The 18,129-nt window shown below is 66.1% G+C and carries 12 protein-coding genes and 2 tRNA genes; 7 read left to right on the plus strand and 7 right to left on the minus strand.

The annotated features are described in order from the left end of the window. Positions 1–4: 4 nt before the first annotated feature. Entirely contained in the window at positions 5–1,174 is a 1,170-nt protein-coding gene (locus RQP53_RS01635) for a pyridoxal phosphate-dependent aminotransferase (protein ID WP_315648237.1), read from the plus strand. A 13-nt stretch (positions 1,175–1,187) separates the two neighbouring features. On the opposite strand, the gene RQP53_RS01640 is transcribed toward RQP53_RS01635, so the two are convergent. Further along, entirely contained in the window at positions 1,188–3,275 is a 2,088-nt protein-coding gene (locus RQP53_RS01640) for a type IV pilus assembly protein FimV (protein WP_315648238.1), read from the minus strand. 267 nt (positions 3,276–3,542) lie between these two features. Here RQP53_RS01640 and RQP53_RS01645 point away from each other — a divergent pair, with 267 nt between their 5' ends. Next, a complete protein-coding gene (locus RQP53_RS01645; protein ID WP_315648239.1) occupies positions 3,543–4,247 on the plus strand; it encodes a Crp/Fnr family transcriptional regulator in 705 nt (234 codons plus the stop codon). Positions 4,248–4,289: 42 nt separating this feature from the next. Further along, positions 4,290–5,369, plus strand: coding sequence for a phosphotransferase family protein (locus RQP53_RS01650; RefSeq protein WP_315648240.1), 1,080 nt, complete (start codon positions 4,290–4,292; stop codon positions 5,367–5,369). A 13-nt stretch (positions 5,370–5,382) separates the two neighbouring features. Here the strand turns inward: RQP53_RS01650 and RQP53_RS01655 are convergent, their stop codons facing one another. After that, on the minus strand, positions 5,383–6,120 hold the full coding sequence (locus RQP53_RS01655) for a hypothetical protein (RefSeq protein ID WP_315648241.1): 738 nt from the start codon (positions 6,118–6,120) through the stop codon (positions 5,383–5,385). Positions 6,121–6,188: 68 nt separating this feature from the next. Here RQP53_RS01655 and RQP53_RS01660 point away from each other — a divergent pair, with 68 nt between their 5' ends. Continuing rightward, entirely contained in the window at positions 6,189–6,881 is a 693-nt protein-coding gene (locus tag RQP53_RS01660; protein WP_315648242.1) for a glutathione binding-like protein, read from the plus strand. 20 nt (positions 6,882–6,901) lie between these two features. Here RQP53_RS01660 and RQP53_RS01665 read toward each other — a convergent pair. The 5 genes from RQP53_RS01665 to RQP53_RS01685 form a co-directional block, all read right to left on the minus strand. Beyond that, positions 6,902–6,978 (minus strand) — tRNA-Arg (locus tag RQP53_RS01665). A gap of 102 nt (positions 6,979–7,080) precedes the next feature. Further along, positions 7,081–9,072 (minus strand): OPT family oligopeptide transporter, encoded by a 1,992-nt coding sequence (locus RQP53_RS01670; protein ID WP_315648244.1) that lies wholly within the window; start codon positions 9,070–9,072, stop codon positions 7,081–7,083. 256 nt (positions 9,073–9,328) lie between these two features. After that, positions 9,329–9,405 (minus strand) — tRNA-Pro (locus tag RQP53_RS01675). Positions 9,406–9,457: 52 nt separating this feature from the next. After that, a complete protein-coding gene (locus tag RQP53_RS01680; protein ID WP_315648245.1) occupies positions 9,458–12,946 on the minus strand; it encodes a UvrD-helicase domain-containing protein in 3,489 nt (1,162 codons plus the stop codon). Beyond that, positions 12,943–15,621: a PD-(D/E)XK nuclease family protein gene (locus tag RQP53_RS01685; protein ID WP_315648246.1), complete on the minus strand. Its 2,679-nt coding sequence runs from the start codon at positions 15,619–15,621 to the stop codon at positions 12,943–12,945. Before RQP53_RS01685 ends, RQP53_RS01680 begins: the two co-directional genes overlap by 4 nt. A 183-nt stretch (positions 15,622–15,804) precedes the next feature. Here RQP53_RS01685 and trxA point away from each other — a divergent pair, with 183 nt between their 5' ends. The 3 genes from trxA (at position 15,805) to RQP53_RS01700 (ending at position 18,076) form a co-directional block, all read left to right on the plus strand. Further along, entirely contained in the window at positions 15,805–16,134 is a 330-nt protein-coding gene (gene trxA / locus RQP53_RS01690) for a thioredoxin TrxA (RefSeq protein ID WP_315648248.1), read from the plus strand. 241 nt (positions 16,135–16,375) lie between these two features. Then, a complete protein-coding gene (rho, locus tag RQP53_RS01695) occupies positions 16,376–17,638 on the plus strand; it encodes a transcription termination factor Rho (protein WP_315648249.1) in 1,263 nt (420 codons plus the stop codon). Positions 17,639–17,815: 177 nt separating this feature from the next. Then, the gene (locus RQP53_RS01700; protein WP_315648251.1) at positions 17,816–18,076 is read left to right on the plus strand and encodes a type B 50S ribosomal protein L31; all 261 of its coding nucleotides are present in this window, start codon (positions 17,816–17,818) and stop codon (positions 18,074–18,076) included. Positions 18,077–18,129 lie beyond the last annotated feature (53 nt).

Consider the following 18,129-nt stretch of genomic DNA (forward strand, 5'->3'; position numbering starts at 1 on the left):
ATTGATGAGCACCGCGATCGAGCCGCGCAGCCGGCTGCCGCATGTCGGCACCACCATCTTCAGCACCATGTCCGCACTGGCCCAGCAGCATGGCGCCGTCAATCTGGGCCAGGGCTTCCCCGATTTTGATTGCGACCCGGCACTGATTGCCGCCGTCCACCAGGCCATGCTGGCCGGCATGAACCAGTACCCGCTGATGCCCGGTGTGCCGGCGCTGCGCGAAGCGGTGGCGGCCAAGATCGAGACCCTGCACGGCCGGCACTACGACGCCGGCAGCGAGATCACCATCACCGCCGGTGCCACGCAGGCCATCTTTACCGCGCTGCTGGCCATCGTTCACCCCGGCGACGAGGTCATCGTGCTGGAGCCCTGCTACGACAGCTATGCCGCCAACATCGAGCTGGCCGGCGGCCGGGTGGTGCGCGTGGCGCTGCGCGCCGAGGACTTCCGCCCCGACTTCGCCGCCATCGCCGCAGCGCTGACGCCGCGCACCCGCGCCATCGTCATCAACACCCCGCACAATCCCAGCGCGACGATCTGGAGCGCCGCCGAGATGGCACAGCTGCAGGCACTGCTGGCCAGCACCGAGGTGATGGTGATCAGCGACGAGGTCTACGAGCACATGGTGTTCGACCAGCAGCAGCACCAGAGCGTGGCTCGCTTTCCCGGCCTGGCCGAGCGCAGCTTCATCGTCTCCAGCTTCGGCAAGACCTATCACGTGACCGGCTGGAAAGTCGGCTATGTGGCCGCACCGGCGGCGCTGACGCGCGAATTCCGCAAGGTGCATCAGTACAACGTGTTCACCGTCAACCCGGCCGTGCAGCAGGGCCTGGCTCAGTACATGAGCGATCCGGCGCCTTATGTGCAGCTGCCTGATTTCTACCAGCGCAAACGCGATCTGTTCCGCCAGGGCCTCGCCGGCACAGGCCTGCGCCTGCTGCCCAGCGAGGGCAGCTACTTCCAGTGTGTGGACTACAGCGCGCTGCCCGCCCATGCCCAGCGCAGCGACACGGAGTTCAGCGAATGGCTGACGCGCGAGCTGCGCGTGGCGGCGATCCCGATCTCGGCCTTCCAGGCCCGTGGCGAACACAGCCGCGTGGTTCGCTTCTGCTTTGCCAAGAAGGACGAAACGTTACAGCTGGCCCTGCAGCGCCTGGCTGCGCTGGCTGGCTAGGCGCCTCCACGCCTCAGTGGCGGGTCAGCGGATCGTCCAGCGAAATGTCGACCTCGAGATGCGAGGGCGCCACTGGCGCGCCGGCCGGGGCCTGCCAGACCATGGTGGCCATCATGCCGGCCGCGGCGGCGGCGGGCGCCGAGGCACGCGCGGCGGCATCCAGTGGCAGAAAGAGATCAATCTCCTCGCCACGCACCTCATGCTCGGAACGATCACGCGCCACGGCGTAGAGCAGCAGCAAGTCCTTGTAGGCGGGCAGGTCGAAGCCATGGCCGGCTTCATCGCCCTGCGCCAGCAGCTTTTGCAGCAGTGCCATGCTGGCGCCTGCATCGGACCAATGAGACTCGATCTGCCCCATCGCGCCGGCGTAGTCGGCCACCTCGTGGCCCCGGCTGATGTCCTCGGACCAGTCCGGCGCTCGGGCTTGGAAGCGTGAGGAAAAGTCTGCCGCAATGCGCTCGAAACTGGCCCGGTCGCCCCGCTTGTGCAGCAGCTCCAGCAACTTCAGGTGAGGCAGCGCCGCGCCGCGTTGGCGCTCGCCAAGCCGCTCATTCAACAGATCTATCGCTGCCTGTTCCTGGCCCAGCACCAGGAAGAAGTCGACCTGCTGTTCCAGGTCGATCAACTCTTCAACACTGAAGGCCTCGGCCGCGGGCGCTGGCTGTGCCGCCATGGCCACGGGGCCAGCGTCGTCCAGCAATTGCACGCTCAAGGGTTCGCTATCACCCGTTGCAGCCTGGACTGCCTGCGCCGCATTCAACCAGTCGGGTTGCTCGTAGGAGGCTTCGATCAGCTCGGTCAGAAAAGCGCTGTGCGAGGCCTCGGCGGGCGGTGCTTCAGCCTCCTTTGGGTCCTGCGTCACCTCAAGCGTCGACTCGGCGGTGGCCAAGGCCGCGGCTGCAGCCACCATGGCTGCGGCGGGGCTGAGCGCATGTTTCTCAGCTGCCTCGGCATCAGGCGAGGTAGAAGATGAGCTGGCCTCGGCCTCTGCCACAGGCGCAGACACGGCCTCAGGCTCATTCTGCGCGGCCACGCTGCCCTGCTCCTGCTGCCACCAGGCCTCTGCATGGCGGCGCTGATCGTCACGGCGGGCGCGCCACAGATAAGCAGCCAGCCCGGCCAAAGAAAGGCTGAGCAAGCCCAGACCATAGAGCAGGCGTTCATCACCTGGACGCTGCTCGCGTGCTGCATTGAGTTGCTGGCGCAACTGCTGCAATTCCTGCTGCTGGCTCTGGCTGAGGCTCTGCAGCTTCTGCATGCCTGCTTCCATGCGGGCCACGCGATCCTCGGCGGCAGCGGCACGCGAGGCCGCGGCTGCGACGGTTTCCAACACCTCCGGCGCTTCAAGCTGCAAGCGGCCTGCGGCTTCCGTGCTGCCTGGCGCAGGTTTGACATCACGTGCAGACGCGAGGGCCGTTGCCGGCTCGGGCGCCGGCTTGCGTGACTTGACCTTGGGCTTGGCTGCTTGGGCTGGTTTGGCTGGCCTGGCCGCTGCGCTGGCTGAGGCTGCAGCCGATGCCGCATCGGCCGGCGGCGCAAGGAACACCGGGCGCGTCACGGCCTCACGCGCTGGTGCGGCCAGCAGCTGCGAGGGTCGCGCCTCCGAGGTGCTGAGCGCCGCGCGCAATGCGGGCGAAAGCTGCGGCGGCATCACGCTGGGTTCAACAAGAGCGGCACTGCGCGCATCGGGCGGATCGATGAAGGCGGTGAACTGACGCGTCAGGCGCACCGTACAGCCGACGGTGAGGTTGACCGTCACCACTGGCTCATCGATCTGCATGGTGCTGCGCACACGCACCGCCCGCACACTGGCCTCTGACTCGCCTTCGAGCTGTATCCAGACCTGTTGCGCCTGTAGCCGGTTGTCGCCGGCCATCACTTCGGCCTGCACGCATTCAGGATTCAGGCTTTCTTCGCTGCCCAGGCGCACCGGGAACAACAGATTCAATCCCTGGCCGAGGGCCGACTGCGTCTGCGGCCGGCCAATGCCCACGGCCTGCGCCTCAGCCTGCCAACTTCCCAGCACAAGCAGCAAGGCCAGGGCCGGCAGCGTACGGGGGCTGCGGCGCACAGGTCTTGGGGCGGGGGAGGTTCTATCCATGCGGGCGATGCAAATCCTGCCGTCGACGGGGCCTGGGGAATGCAAACGACTCTAGCACGCAGGATTGCCGGGCCAGGCGCCGAAATAGCGGGTCAGCCTGGGCCAGATCAGACCGTTGCCAGGCCTGCCAAGCCCTTCGCCGTCCCTGGATGGCCAGCGTCTGCCAGCTTCCATGAGGCATGTGGTCAGCCACAAGCGTGGCCCCTGGCAATCAGGCGACAATCGCCCAGCAACACCACTCTTTCCCTGTCACATCAGCGACTAAGCATGAACAGCACGGTTCTTACAATTTCTGAACGCAGCAATATCGAGTCAGGGTCGTGGTTCTCCAAGCTGTCTGCGCCCCTGCGCAGCGACATTCTTTCCCGTGCCATCGTGCGCCGACTGGCCGACGGCGCGCTGCTGACTTGCCGCGGCGAGCCCGCCGAGGAGTGGGTGGGCGTGGCCAAGGGCGCGGTGCGCGTGTCCTCGGTCTCCTTGTCGGGCAAACAGATCACGCTGACCTATGTCGAGCCGGGCACGTGGTTCGGCGACATTTCGCTGTTCGATGGCCTGCCGCGCACCCACGATGCCAGCGCCCATGGCGAGACCACATTGCTGGTCGTGCGCAAACCCGATTTCAAGGACTTGCTGCAACGCCATTCCGAGCTGTACGAAGCGCTGCTGCGCCTGAACTGCCGGCGACTGCGTCTGATGTTCGATGTGGTCGAGGACCTCAACACCCGGCCGCTGGCCTCGCGCCTGGCCAAGCAGATCCTGCTGCTGGCGCGCGCCTACGGTGTGCCGCAGGGCGAGGAAATCCGCATCGGGCTGCAACTGGCCCAGGAAGATCTGGCGCAGATGCTGGGCGCCTCGCGGCAGCGCGTCAACCAGGAATTGAAGGGCTTCGAACGCGACGGTGCCGTTCGCGTCGAGCCCACCCGTTTGGTGGTGCTGAGCAAGGACAAGCTGATGGCAATCGCCAGCCGCTGAGTGCCTCGCCGTCAGCGCCCTGAGATCCACCCAAGGAGACCCATGGACGCTTTCACCGGCACCCGCGCCCCCAGCCAGCCGCTCGATATCGAAGCCCTGTCACGCTGGCTGCAGCAGCATGTGCCCGGCTTTGCCGGGCCGCTGAGCATCGAGCAATTCAAGGGTGGCCAGTCCAATCCCACCTACAAGCTGATCACCCCCGGCGCTGCCTATGTGATGCGTGCCAAGCCCGGCCCGGTGGCCAAGCTGCTGCCCTCGGCCCATGCGATCGAACGCGAGTTCCGGGTGATGGCGGCACTGGCCGACACCGAAGTGCCCGTGCCCCGCATGCTCGCGCTGTGCGAGGACGAATCCATCATCGGCCGCGCCTTCTATGTGATGGAGTTCATCGCCGGCCGGGTGCTCTGGGATCAGTCGCTGCCAGGGCTGTCGAACGAGCAGCGCGCCGCGCACTATGAGGAGATGAATCGCGTCATCGCCGCGCTGCACAATGTTGACGTCCAAGCCATTGGCCTGGCCGACTACGGCAAACCCGGCAACTACTTCGAGCGGCAGATCGGTCGCTGGAGCAAGCAGTACCAGGCCTCGATCACCACACCGATTGCCGCCATGGATGCGCTGATCGCCTGGCTGCCCAGCCACATCCCCGATTCGGCGCGCGACGAGTCCGAGCTGAGCATCGTGCATGGCGATTTCCGGCTCGACAACCTGGTCTTCCATCCCGAAGAGCCGCGCGTGCTGGCGGTGCTGGACTGGGAACTCTCCACGCTGGGCCACCCGCTGGCTGACTTCAGCTATCACTGCATGTCCTGGCACATCAAGACCTCGGGCGCAGCCCGCGGCCTGGCCGGGCTGGATCTTGCAGCCTTGGGCATCCCTGATGAACACAGCTATGTACGCCGCTATTGCGAGCGCACCGGGCGGCAGAACGTCGACACGGTGATGCGCGACTGGGACTTCTATCTGGCCTACAACCTGTTCCGCATTGCGGCCATTCTGCAAGGCATCGCCAAACGGGTGGAGGACGGCACCGCGTCCAGCGCTCAGGCGCGCGAGGCCGCCGCAGGTGCCAGGCCGCTGGCCGAGTTGGGTTGGGAGTTCGCGCAGCGCGGGCGCGGCTGAGGCGCCCTGAGCACTAAAACGGCACGTCCGCCTCAGGCGGCCGGGTCTGCCAGGCCACCGAGGTGGTGGTGGGCCAGGGTCCGCCGTCCTGCAGCCGCACATTGACGCGCTGCGACTCCTGCACCGCCACCTCGGCCAGCTTGAGCAGCTGCTGGATATCGGCCAGCACCACCTGGTTCATCGCGCAGCGAAGGTAGACATTGCCGCGCTGGCACATCAGCACAAACGGACGCCCCTGGGCCAGCAAGTCCTGGCTGGCCTGTGCGAGCAGATCGCTCAACAGACCATCCAGCCAGATCGTTGGCAGCTCCTGATTGACGCCCAGAACACCAAAGTGCTGGCGTACCAGCTTACTGGCAATATGGCGCAGCTTGGGGAACATCACCAACCAGCGCATTTCCTCCGGCGTGTCGGTATCGACGCGGGTGCGCAGCGTGTCGGTATAGGCCTCAAAGACCTCTTTCTCAAGCCGCTCCATCAGCGTCTTGTCCAACACCAGCATCTGCAGCTCGCTGTTGAGCCTGGCCTCGGCACGGATGCGCAATTCATAGCCATCGATATAGCTGCGCTGTGACGGCCCCCACTCGATGCGCAGATTGCCCTGGTGGCGCTGATGCTCAACGACGAAGCCGCGCGCATCGCGGCTCAGCTTGAACTGGGCGCCGCGGTCATCCGCCCATTCGGCCACCGCCTTCCAGCGCGCCGCATTGGCCCGCGCCACAAACCATTGCTTGACTTGCTTAATTACCATGAGCTTGGACAATGCATCGCAGGCGCAATCGCCCTGATGCTATTGGCAGCGGCGAAGAGGAGAGGTCAATGATCGAAGTTTATTCGTGGGCCACACCGAACGGCCACAAGGTCCACATCATGTTGGAAGAGTGTGGCCTGCCCTATCGGGTCATCCCCGTGGATATCGGCAGCGGTGCGCAATTCTCAAGCGATTTTTTGGCCATCAGCCCGAACAACAAAATCCCCGCCATCGTCGACCCGATTGGCCCCGATGGGCAGCCGATCTCGCTGTTCGAGTCGGGTGCCATCCTGCTCTATCTGGCCGGCAAACGGGGTCAGTTCTTGCCTGCCGACACACGCGGCCGCTACGAAGTGCTGCAGTGGCTGATGTTCCAGATGGGCGGCGTCGGGCCGATGCTGGGCCAGGCCCATCACTTCCGCATCTATGCCCCGGAGAAGATTCCCTACGCCATCGAGCGCTACAGCAATGAAGCGCGGCGCCTCTACGGCGTCATCAACAAGCGCCTGGGCCAAAGTACCTACATCGCCGGCAAGCAGTACAGCATTGCCGACATCGCCATCTTTCCCTGGCTGCGCTCCTGGAAGAACCAGGGCGTGGAGTTGAAAGACTATCCGCACCTGAAGGGCTGGTTCGACGAAATCGCCTCACGCCCGGCCGTGCAGCGCGGCCTGGACGTGCTGAGCGCGGAACGCAAACCGTTGATGGACGAGAAGGCGCGCGAGGTGCTGTTCGGCGCCACGCAGTACAAGCGCCACTGAGGCCGGCATACAGGTGATGCTGGCCTGCCCGGAGGGACTCGAACCCCCGACCTGCTGCTTAGAAGGCAGCTGCTCTATCCAGTTGAGCTACGGGCAGAAATGAAGCGGCACCGGGCTTTGCAGGCCAGGTGCCTTGTTGCGGCTGAATTGTGCCATGGCGCCCAGGCGCCATGGACAGATCGCACTCAGGTGATCACGCTCAGATGATCACGTTCAGGATGGCGTTACCGATGCCCATCAGCGCGGCGCCCGAAATCAGCCCGGCGCAGATCGGCTCGGCACCCTCGACCCAGCGGCGGTGAGCCGGCGTGCCGGGCTTGCCTTCGTGGCGACGCGCCATGAACCAGAACAACAGCGCGCCCAGCCACATGGCCAGCACCGATTCGGGCGGCAGCACCACACCCAGGCCGATGGACACCGCCGACAGCGGGAACTTGCCACGGCTGCGGATGCGCAGCACTTCCAGCACCACGGCTGTCACCGCGGCAAAGCCCATGGCCACCAGGGCCGAGTACGGCAGGCCCTTGACGCCCTTGGCAATCAGCTCGGCCACGCCCTTCCACTGCAGCGCCGCCGGCATCGCGAACTGGTCGGACACCATGGTAGCCACCGAGCGCACGCCATTCGCATCAGGCGGCAGGAAGAGCAGATAGAACAGCGGCACACAGGCCAGCACGCCGGCCAGGATGCCGATCACATGGCCGATGGCCTGATGGCGCGGCTTGCCACCCAGCATATAGCCGGGTTTGATGTCGGACAGCAGATTGGCCGCATTGCTGGCCACGTCCGAGGTCATCGCCGCCGGCAGCAGGTTGCTGGCCGGATTGCTGCGGTCCAGCGCCCCCATGGTGAACTGGGTGATCTTGGCCAGCGCGCCGGTCGGCGTCCAGGAGGTCAGCGCCATCGAGTTGGTGCAGATCACCGTCAGCGCAAAAATCAGCGGCAGCGCCACCAGGGCGAGCAGCATGGGCACGCCAAAGAAGATATGGGTGGTCCAGGCGGCCAGCAGGCCCAGCACGGGCACGCCCACATAGGAGATCCACAGCGGCACCTCGATGTCCTTGAGCAGATCGGTACCGGCCGCCTCGGCGGCCTTGGCCGCGGCGCTCTTGCGCTTGAACAGGCCGGTGATCAGCTCCGGTCGGGCCAGCAGGCTGACCAGGGCGCCCACCACCATCATCGTGACCGCCCACCACAGCGACCATTGATTGACGATCTCGACCCGCGACAGCGGCACCAGCGCGCCACTGGGCGACACGCGTGGCGCGATATCGCCGGCCTGGATCATCAGCGGCGCCAGCACGGTGAAGTTGAACAGCGTGCCGATCAGGCAGCTGCTGGCCACGGCCATGCCCATCAGGCCACCCACGCCCAGCATCGCGGCGTCCAGCGTCAGGCGCAGGCCCAGCACGCGGAAATCGGTGCCCAGAATCTTGGGAATCCAGCCCTCAGCTTTGACGGCCCAGGCGTAGTAGTACTGATCCAGGCGTTCATGAAAGACCCAGGGCTCTTTCATGCCGGCCCATTGATCCATGCGCAGCAGCTTGAACTGGATCAGCTTCATCCAGCCATCGCTGATGATGGCTTGATAGGCCGCCGCAAGACCTGACACCTTGGCCAGCAGGCGGGCCTGGAACATGCCCTGCCCGCCCTCACCGCTGTAGAGCGAATCCAGCACCACGGCGCAGGCACGGCCCTCGGGGAAAGGCAATTGCTCCTCGTTGATGAAGCGCCGCTTCATCGGGAAGGCGACCAGCACGCCCAGCGTGGCCGAGATCGTGATCCAGATCATCAGCTGCCACCAGGGAATGATGTTGCCGGTGGTCAGCATATAGGCGGCCAGGCCGGCGAACAGCGGCGCCACCACATAGCCCGAGGCGGTGGCGATCGACTGCGTGCAGTTGTTCTCCAGCACCGTGTAGTCCTCGGCCCAGCCCATGCTGTGGAAGATGCGGAACATCGCGAACGCGAGGATCACCGAGGTCAGCCCGACGCCGACCGAGATGCCGGTCTTGGCGCCGATGTAAAGACCGGTGGCCGAGAGCACGGCACCGAGCAAAAATCCGGTCAGACCGGAACGCAGCGTCAGCTGCGCCATATCGCCGCGATAGACGTTCTTGAACCACCACTCGTCCTTCTGGGCGCGGGTCCAGGTACGGATCTGCTCGTCGGTCAATTGCTGGATGGCCATGCTCTTGTCGGATTGGGTGAATCGTTGAACGGGCAGCGCAAGCTGGCGGGTAGCCGCGATTGCGCAAAAGGTGCGGGATTGTCTCAGCGGCCTTGCAGGCTGACAGCCCGGGTTGACCCCAGCGCTGCGCTGCAGCTTCGGCCGGCCTGAACCGGCTCCAAACACAGATTGCAGGGCACTGCGCTGGAGGCGCGTGGAATGCATCTACCCAAAAGAAAAACCCGCCACAGCCAGAAGCTGTGACGGGTTTCCAATATGGTCGGGGCGGCGGGATTCGAACTCGCGACCCTCTGCTCCCAAAGCAGATGCGCTACCAGGCTGCGCTACGCCCCGAAGACCGCTATTGTAGCCCGGATTTGGAGCGCTTCCGACAAAGTTCTTGAATTCAGTCGTTCTCGCTCACTTCAATCAAGCGCCCCTGTCCGGTGATGAAGGCGGTGCGCACCGCCTCGCCGGGCTGCAGACGCCGCAGCGCCTGTTGATAACGCCGCAATTGCGCGCGATAGGCCGCGTCACGCTGCGGGGCGGGATGCAGTTTGTAGTCCAGCACCCACCAGCACAGCGAGCCATCAGCCTCGCGCTGCTGCACCAGGCGATCCACCCGCATGTCCTGCCCGTCCAGCGCCAGCGGCACCTCGTTGCCGGCCCACTGCAGACGCGTGGCATCAAACATGGCCGCACAGTCCGGGCTGTCCATGATGGCCTGCGTGGCAGCCAGCAGGCGTTCGCTGCGTTTTCCGTCCAGGCCATACATCTGCGCCGCGGCGCCGCACAACTGCGTCAGCGATTGCGCCTGGCCTAAAGGGCCGCTGATCCACTCCAGCACCCGGTGCATGGCCTCGCCGAGTGCGGCGCTGTCGTCCAGCTCTGCGCTGCGGGTCAACAGATCTTGGCTTGCCGGGGCCGCAGTTGTGGGCTGCTCAGGCGATGCCACGTCCGGCTGCGGGCGCGTCCGTGCGGGCAACAGCGGCAGCTCCAGCAGCCGGGCTGGCGCCTCCGCGTCGTGAGGTGCTGCTGCGTCAGCCTCTGGTCGCCAGCCCGTGGCGCCCTGCTCCAGGCGCGACCACCAGCTTGCCTGCGCCGTCTTGCGCAGTGCCGGTGTACGGCTGAGGACGAGCCGCGATCGCGCCCGTGTCATCGCCACATAGAGCGCGTTCAATTCCTCGCGTTCGCGCTGCTCGCGCTCGAAGTCCAGCAGAGGCTGCAAGGCCGGCGGCGCCTTGCTTTCGGAGGCAATGAAGGCCACCGTGCGCGGCCAGCTGGCGTCCACCGGCCAGTCCAGCGCCAGGGTGCTGGTCTCGGCACGGGCCGGTCCAGCCTCGCAGTCCAGCATGAAGACAACCCGCGCTTCCAGTCCCTTGGCGCCATGCACGGTCAGCAGCTGCACGGCATCGGCTTCGCTGGGCAGGCTCAGCTTCAGCGCGCCCTTCTTCAGCGAGCGCACAAAGCCATAAACGCTGGCATAACGACCACCATCCAGATCGAGCGCCAGTTGCAGCAAGGCGTCGACGGCCTGCAGCCGCGAGCGTCGCTCGCTCGGTGGCGCCACTGCCGCGATGCGCGCCAGCAGATCGCCCTGGTGCACGATGGCGTCCAGCAACTCATGCGGCGTGCGCTGCCCCAGCTGGGCCGACCAATCGCCCAGCAGCTGGCGCGCGCGCTGCAGCGCCGGGCTCAGGGCGGCTTCGTCCGCCTGCATCAAGGTCTGCCACCAGGAGCGTCGCGCAGCGCGCTCCGGCGCGGCCGGCGCCTCATCAGCAGTGTCAGCAGCTGCTGCAGGCGCCTGCTCAGCTGGTTCGATCAGCAAGCGCGACTGCGCCGCCAGCCACAGCAGATCCGCCTCTTCAGCACCAAACAGCGGGCTGCGCAAGGCATGGGCCAGCGACAGCTTGTGGCCGTTCGAGGCCAGCACATCCAAGAGCGCCAGCAAATCGCGCACATCGGGCGCGTCCAACAGTGCCTGCTCCTCAGGCGCTGCATGGGCAATGCCACGTGCCTTCAGCGTCTGCGCCAAGACCCGCAGCGGTTCGCGCTTGCGCGCCAGCACAAAGATTTCGCCGGGCTGCAGGCCCTGTCGCAACAGCTCTTCGATCGCCAGCGTGACGCGCTCGGCCTCGGCCGCTCGGCGGTGCAGCTCCAGCTCATGGCGGGCTTGCAGCAGGCTGGGGCGCCAGTGCAGCGGGTCGTGTTCAGGCGGCGCGGACTCTGGCTCGGCATCGCCCGCCTCCGGAGCGTCCAAGCCGGCCTTGCCGCCATCACGCAGCTTGAACAGGCCATCCAGCGCCTGCGCAGCGCCGGCCTCGGTGGTGTGGCGGCGAAAGCCGCTGTACTGCTCGGCCCGCAGGGCCGCGTCAAAGACCGCATTGACGGCGTCGAGCACCGCCGGCGCATTGCGCCTTGTGTGATCGCACTCCAGCACCACGCCGTCCAGCGCATCGCGAACAAAGTCCCGCGCCGCAGCGAACACCCGCGGCTCCGCGCGGCGGAAACGGTAGATGCTCTGCTTCGGGTCGCCGACGATGAACACCGCCGGGGCCTGTTGGCCGCTCTTGCCCCCGCCGGCGCCTGCGTAGGCGGCCAGCCAGTCGTGCAGTGCATGCCATTGCAAGGGGCTGGTGTCCTGAAATTCGTCGATCAGCAGATGGCGCAGCTGGGCATCCAGCCTTTGCTGCACCCAGCCCGACAGCTCGGCGTCGCCGAGCAGCGCCAGCGCGCCGCGTTCCAGATCGTTCATATCGACCAGGCCGCGCTCCAGCTTCAGCTGCTCGAAAGCATCGATCAGCTGCAGCGCCAGGCCGGCCATCTTGCGATGCGCCACCGCGGCCTGCTGCTGGGCGATGGCGCGTGCCAGCAAGTCCAGCTCATCGAGCATGGCCTGCAGCTCCAGGCTGTCGCCCAGGTTTTTGCGCGACCCGCCGGTCTTGGTGAACAAGGCCTCGCGCACGGCCTGATGGCAGTGCTGCAGGGCGTCGATATCGCCGGGATCGGTCAACGCGCTCAGGGCAGTTTCAAGCGCCACGGCCGCCGTCTGCTGGGTCTTGTTCTTGCCCTGGCCCAGCTGCCGGGCCAAGGCCTGCAACGGTGCGCACAGCGCGGCAAAGGCCTGCAAGGCTTGTTCAAGGCCGGCAAAGCGCGGCGCGATGGCGCCTGCGTCCGGCATGCTGGACAGCAGCACGCCATGCTGATGCGCCAACCGTATCTCCACCCGCTTGTCGAAGGCCGACTTCAGCCAGGCATCCAGCTGATGGCGGCCGCGCTCGGTGCTCAGGCTTCGGTAGTCGGCCAGCAGCGCTTCATCGGCCAGCACGCGGGCATGGAAACGGCGCCACAGATCGGGCAGCAGCTCGTCTTCATCCTCGAGCAGTTGCAACTCCGGCGCGATCGCCTGAGCCTGCAGGAACTCCAGTGGCGCGGCGCGCAAGAGCTGCGAAAACCATGCATGGAAGGTGCGGATCTCGACCGCGCGGCCGCAGGCCAGCAGCTGATGCTGCAGGCGCTGCAGCTGCGGCGCAGCTGCCTGCGCCTCGGCCCGGCCCATGCCGCGCTGGCACAGCGCCTCGATGCGCTCGACCTCCGAGCAGCTGGCAAAGTCGTGCAGCCATTCATGCAGGCGCTGGCGCATCTCGCCAGCGGCCTTGCGGGTGAAGGTGATGGCCAGCACCTCCTGCGGCTGCGCACCGTCCAGCAAGGCGCGCAGGATGCGCGAGACCAGCATCCAGGTCTTGCCCGCCCCGGCACAGGCCTCCACGACTACGCTGCGCCGCGGATCGCAGGCCAAGGCGTAGAACTGCTCGCGCGGCACCAGGCGGCCATCGACGGTGTAAGCCGCCTCCTGGCTCGCGGAAATGTGCGCCGACATCGCTGGGTCACTCATACGGCAGACTCCCGCCAATCATCGCGCCGGCACAGCCCGCGCATCTCACAAAAGCCACAGGCCAGCCCCTCGCCCAAAGCCGGCAGCGCCGTGCCGCCGTGGATGGCCAGCAGGTCCTCACCCAGGCCTTCAATCAGCAGCGCGGCGCTGTGCTGCACATGCTCATGCTCCAGGGCGACCAAGCCCTTGCTGTCGTCCAGCGCCAGATAGCGGGCCCGCAGCGCCGCCCCCTCCTGCCGCGCTGTCTCGTCCATCAGCGCGGCATAGACGGCCAGCTGGGTGTCCTCCAGCGGCTGCTCGACCTTGCTCTTCAGCGCCGCGGCGCTGCCAGTCTTGTAGTCAAGCATCAGCAAGACCTGACCCTCGCCCTGCGCGCCTTGATCCACACGGTCCAGGCGGCCGATCAACTTGATGCCGGCCAGTTCAGGCCGCTGCGGCCAGGGCTGACATTCACGCTCCAGCTCGCCTTGGCGGTAGCGCCAGCCCTCGCGCTCATGGGCGGCCAGCCAGTCCAGATAGCGTGGCACAAAGCGCTCGAAACTGGCCAGATAGGGCAGAAACTCGTCCTCGGCCAGCGCCATCTCGGCGCACTGCTGCTGCGCCAGCGCATGCAGGGTCGCGGCCTCGTCGCTGGCCGCTGCATCCCCGCTGCGCTGCTCGTGAAAGGCGTAGAGCACCGCATGCAGCCAGCTGCCGTAATCACGCTTGTCGATCTCGGCCTGCAACTCGGCCTCGTCGCGCAGGCCCAGCAGGCTGCGGGCAAAGAACTGATAGGGGCAGTTGCGCAGGCTGTCGACGGCACTGGCGCTGAGTCGCTCGGGCAGCGCACCGGTCGCGCGCACCGCAGCGCGGGACTGCGGTCGCAGTGCCTGAGCGCGCACGCGGCGGGGGTCCGTCCAGGCCGGCACGCGCGGCAGGCCGGCACGCTCACGCGCCAGTTGCAGGCGTTCGAGCAGCGGGCTGGGCGACAGCGGTTCACTGCCCTGCAGGCTGCGCCGCAGCAGCAAAAGCCTGGGTGAGCGCAGCAGCTGCACAAAGCTGCTGGCCAGCGCCTCACGCCTGGATTGGGCACTGCTCAGGCCCAGTTGGAGAGCCAGGCTGTCCGGCAGCAACGCTGGGCCGGCCGGCACCGGCCCCAGGCCGCCGGCATCGGCACCCGGCAAGACGACGGCGGCAAAGGGCCGCAGCATCGCGCGCGCCAGCGGTGTGATCACCACATCGACGTGTTCAGCCGCCTTGGGCACGAATTGATGAGCCTCCAGGCTGGCATCAACCCAGTCGACGAACTCACGGGCGCCGAGCTGTGACTGCTGCAACGCCCATTCATGCGCCGTCTCCGGCCAGGGCGAGCGGCGCAGCCACAGCGCGTCCAGCAGCGGACCACCAGCCTCACGCTGTTCCAGCAGGGGCACAGCGCCCAAGGCCTGCAGCACCTCGTTGAGCCGCTGCAGCCAGTCCGCCAGCAGGGCACGGCCGCTCGGCTGCAAGGGCGTCAAGGCTAGAGCAGCCAGCTGCCAGAGCCGCGCCGCGCCAGGCGCCAGCAGGGCCGGTCGTACCGCCGCCGGCCGTGACCAGCCGCGGGCACGGCACTGCGACTCGAGCGCAGCCAAGGCGGCGCTGCCGGCGCGCTCGCGCAACGTCGCGGCCAGATCGGTTTTCAGAAAGGCCAGCCAATCGTCCAGGCTGGATGAGGACGCAGCAGCGCGAAGCAACGCCAGCACCTGCGCGGCCTCGGGCGTGGTCGCCAAGGTCCAGCCGGTTTCGTCGGCCATGGCGATCTGCTGCCGGTCAAGCAGTGCGCGCACCCGGCGTATCAGCACGCGGTCCTGCGCGATCAAGGCAACCGGCGTGCGGCCCGCGGCCAGTTCGTCCAGCACCGCGGCGGCGGCGCATTGCGCCAGCGATTCGAAGTCGCTGCACTGGGCTTCCTGCACGTCGACAGCAGGCCTGCTCACGGCATCGGGGCCACCGTACACCTCATCCAGCAAGTGGTCGGCCATCAAGCGCAAGACTGGAACGCCAGCCGTCTCCGCATGCGACAGCAGCGCCAATGACAGGGCGTCTTCGCCACCGGCCTGCAGATAGATCCAGGCGCTGGGGCGCAGCTCAAACAAGGCATCGGTGGCCGGCGAGCGGGTGTCGGCCGCGGCCCATTCCAGCGCCACCAGGGCCAGGGCCCGCTCGGTGACACCACTGCCCTGCCCCTGCAGCAAGAGGCGGGCACGCTGCCAAAAGGGCTCGCGTTCGCCCGGGGCCAGGTGTTGCGCATGGCGAGCGAAAGCATGCGCCGCCTCCACCAAACGGCCCAGCGCGAGTTGGTAGGCCCGCTCATCGCTGCGCCGCAGGGCCTGTGCCCAGCTCTGCTGCGCCAGCAGGCGCTGAGCGCTGAGCGTGTCGATGGCGGCGTCCATGCTGAGCTGCAGACCGGCAGGCAGCGTCGATGGCCGCAAGGCCGAGGCCAGGCTGTGCGTGGTCTCGATGCGCGGCTGCCAGCTGTTCAGCCCCATCCAGGCGCGCCGCGCCGGCGCCAGGTGCTGGGCGAAAGGCAATAAAAGCACCGCGTCGCGCGAGGCCAGCCCACGCGCTTGCAGCCAGGCATGAGCGCGGCGCGCCAGCGCCGGCCAGAACTGTGGCCCCGCATGGGCGGCGTCCAGCGGCAGTGTGAGCGTGTCCAAAAGCCCTCCCCGGAATCAGAAAAAGCCTCGGTGCCGATGGGCGGCCGGGCTTTGTGTCAGAATCATTGTGCACTGATTTCCCGGCCCGGCCGGCGCCTCGACAAGAGGCACCGAACGCCAGGTGAACTTCCGGAATTCGGGTCAGCCCGGCGCAGGTCCGGTCTGTCCGTCCAAGGACCCTCCATGAGCAGCGAACTGATCAAACACATTTCCGACGCGTCTTTCGAAGCCGACGTCATCAAAGCCGAGAAGGCCGTTCTGGTCGACTACTGGGCCGAATGGTGCGGCCCCTGCAAGATGATTGCGCCCATCCTGGACGAAGTCTCCACGGCCTATGCCGACCGTCTGCAGATCACCAAGATGAACGTTGACGAGAACCGCGAAATCCCGGCCAAGTTCGGCATTCGCGGCATCCCGACGCTGATGTTGTTCAAGGACGGCCAACTCGCCGCGACCAAGGTCGGCGCGCTGTCCAAGGCCCAGTTGACGTCCTTCCTCGACGCTAACCTATAATCTCCTCACTGCGGGCTTCGGTTCCAAGAACTGAAGCCCGCAGCTGTAAACGCCAACACGCCCGAATCGGGGCCCGACAAGGCCCGTGAAACTGGCGCGTGGACTCGGCACCCAAGCTCCCGTTTTCTTCCGATGTGCTCGTCGCGCTGGTTCGCGAGCCTTTGAGCATGACGCTGCGGTTGTCGACGTTTTCTGTCCGCTCGCCTTGGCAGGCGCGGACGACACACCAGGGTGTTCACCCATGCATCTTTCCGAACTGAAAGCGCTCCACGTCTCTGCCCTGATCAAGATGGGCGAGGAGCTGGAGATTGACAACGTCGCTCGACTGCGCAAGCAGGAGCTGATGTTTGCGATCATGAAAAAGCGCGCCAAGGCCGGCGAACAAGTGTTCGGCGACGGTGTGCTCGAAGTGCTGCCCGACGGCTTCGGCTTCCTGCGCTCGATCGACACCAGCTATATGGCGTCGACCGACGACATCTACCTGAGCCCCAGCCAGATCCGCCGCTTCAATCTGCACACCGGCGACATGATCGAAGGCGAAGTGCGCGTGCCCAAGGATGGCGAGCGTTATTTCGCGCTGGTCAAGGTCGATCGCGTCAATGGCCTCTCTCCCGAGGAGAGCAAGCACAAGATCATGTTCGAGAACCTGACGCCGCTGTTCCCCAAGGAACAGTGGAAGCTCGAACGTGACATCAAGAGCGACGAGAACATCACCGGCCGCATCATCGACCTGATCGCGCCGATCGGCAAAGGTCAGCGCGCCCTGCTCGTTGCCCAGCCCAAGACCGGCAAGACGGTGATGATGCAGCAGCTCGCGCACGCCATCATCGCCAACCATCCGGACGCGCACCTGATCGTGCTGCTGGTCGATGAGCGCCCCGAGGAAGTGACCGAGATGCTGCGCACCGTGCGCGGCGAAGTCATCAGCTCGACCTTCGACGAGCCGGCGGCCCGCCATGTGCAAGTGGCCGAGATGGTGATCGAGCGCGCCAAGCGCCTGGTCGAGCTGAAGAAGGATGTGGTGATCCTGCTGGATTCGATCACCCGCCTGGCCCGCGCCTACAACAATGTGCTGCCCAGCTCCGGCAAGGTGCTGACCGGCGGTGTCGACGCCAACGCGCTGCAGCGCCCCAAGCGCTTCTTCGGTGCGGCCCGCAATGTCGAGGAAGGCGGCTCGCTGACCATCATCGGCACCGCGCTGATCGACACCGGCAGCCGCATGGACGAAGTGATCTACGAAGAGTTCAAGGGCACCGGCAACTGCGAAATCCACCTGGATCGCCGCATGGCCGAGAAGCGCGTCTACCCGTCTATCCTGATCAACAAGTCGGGCACCCGCCGCGAAGAGCTGCTGCTGAAGCCGGAAATCCTGCAAAAGACCTGGATTCTGCGCAAGCTGATCTATCCAATGGACGAGATCGAGGCGATGGAGTTCATCCTGGACAAGATGAAGGCCACCAAGAGCAATCTCGACTTCTTCGACATGATGCGAAGAGGCGGTTGAGCCCGTGGCCAGCCGAGGCGCCCCCAGCGCCTCAGAACGCCGGGTGGACTGCCAGAAATTGGGCGCTCCCGGCGCAAGACTCCAACAAAAATACTGCTATACTCTGCGGTTTTCCGCTGTCGGTAAGTGCATCACGTGGTGTGGTGTGGCTGTCGGCACTGCAGCGAGAGGTTCTCCATGAAAGACGGCATTCACCCCAACTACCGCGAAGTGGTCTTCGTGGATCAGTCCAACGGTTTCCAGTTCATCACGCGCTCGACCGTGCAGACCAAGGAATCGATCAAGCTGGACGACGGCCGCGAGCTGCCGCTGATGAAGCTGGAAACCACCAGCGAGTCGCACCCCTTCTACACCGGCACCCAAAAGAGCATCGACAACCTGGGTGGTCGCGTCGAGAAGTTCCGCAACAAGTTTGCGCGCATCGGCATCAAGAAGTAAGACCGAGAGGATTTGCAGCCCGCTGCGAATCTTCCTGTCGGCTGCAGCCGACC

This window comes from Roseateles aquae, assembly GCF_032337115.1.
In the GTDB taxonomy this organism is placed as follows: domain Bacteria; phylum Pseudomonadota; class Gammaproteobacteria; order Burkholderiales; family Burkholderiaceae_C; genus Roseateles_C; species Roseateles_C aquae.